This is a genomic window from Actinomadura rudentiformis, assembly GCF_008923185.1.
In the GTDB taxonomy this organism is placed as follows: domain Bacteria; phylum Actinomycetota; class Actinomycetes; order Streptosporangiales; family Streptosporangiaceae; genus Spirillospora; species Spirillospora rudentiformis.
In genome coordinates, this window is record NZ_WBMT01000048.1 from 1 (window position 1) to 1,454 (window position 1,454).

Sequence of the window (1,454 nt, forward strand, 5' to 3'; positions counted from 1 at the left end):
CGCGTCTCCTTCGCGCGCATCAAGGAGCCGCTCGAAGTCCCGGACCTCCTTGCTCTGCAGACCAACTCGTTTGATTGGCTGCTGGGTAATGAGAGGTGGAAGGCCCGGGTCGAGGCGGCCCAGAAGGCCGGAAGTAGAAGTGTCCCGACGCAGTCGGGTCTGGAAGAGATCTTTGAAGAGATCAGTCCCATTGAGGACTTCTCGGGGACGATGTCCCTGTCGTTCCGGGATCACCGGTTCGAGCCGCCCAAGTACTCCGTGGAGGAGTGCAAGGACAAGGACATGACCTACTCCGCCCCGATGTTCGTGACGGCGGAGTTCATCAACAACACCACTGGTGAGATCAAGAGCCAGACGGTGTTCATGGGTGATTTCCCGCTCATGACGCCGAAGGGGACGTTCATCATCAACGGCACCGAGCGGGTGGTCGTCTCGCAGCTGGTGCGGTCTCCTGGTGTGTACTTCGATCGGGCGCTGGACAAGGCCTCGGACAAGGACATCTATGGGTGTCGGGTGATTCCGAGCCGGGGTGCCTGGCTGGAGTTCGAGGTCGACAAGCGCGACAACGTGGGTGTGCGTATCGATCGCAAGCGCAAGCAGCCGGTGACGGTGTTGCTGAAGGCGCTGGGGTGGGATGAGGCGCGGATCCGCGAGCATTTCGGCGGGTATGAGTCGATCAACGTGACGCTGGAGAAGGATCACACCTCCGGTCAGGATGATGCGTTGCTGGACATCTACCGCAAGCTGCGGCCGGGTGAGCCGCCGACCAAGGAGTCGGCGCAGACGCTGCTGGAGAATCTGTACTTCAATCCCAAGCGGTATGACGTGGCCAAGGTCGGCCGCTACAAGATCAACAAGAAGCTCGGGCTGGACCTGGACATGAACCAGGGCACCCTCACCGAAGACGACATCGTCGGGACCATCGAGTACCTCGTCCGGCTGCACGCCGGCGAGGAGGAGGCCACCGTCGGGTCCGCCCCGGTGCCGATCGAGGTCGACGACATCGATCACTTCGGTAATCGTCGTCTGCGGACGGTGGGTGAGCTGATCCAGAATCAGGTGCGTCTGGGTCTGGCGCGGATGGAGCGGGTCGTCCGGGAGCGGATGACCACGCAGGACGTCGAGGCGATCACGCCGCAGACTCTGATCAACATCCGCCCGGTCGTGGCTTCGATCAAGGAGTTCTTCGGCACCTCGCAGCTGTCGCAGTTCATGGACCAGACCAACCCCCTCGCGGGTCTGACGCACAAGCGGCGTCTCTCCGCGCTGGGCCCGGGTGGTCTGTCGCGTGAGCGGGCGGGCATGGAGGTGCGTGACGTTCACCCCTCGCACTACGGGCGGATGTGTCCGATCGAGACGCCTGAGGGGCCGAACATCGGCCTGATCGGGTCGTTGGCGGCGTTCGGGCGGGTCAACCCGTTCGGGTTCGTCGAGACCCCGTACCGCAAGGTCGA

The 1,454-nt window shown here is 63.1% G+C and carries 1 pseudogene; it reads left to right on the forward strand.

The annotated features are described in order from the left end of the window. A pseudogene (locus tag F8566_RS49535) lies at positions 1-1,454 on the forward strand (DNA-directed RNA polymerase subunit beta); the annotation flags it as partial.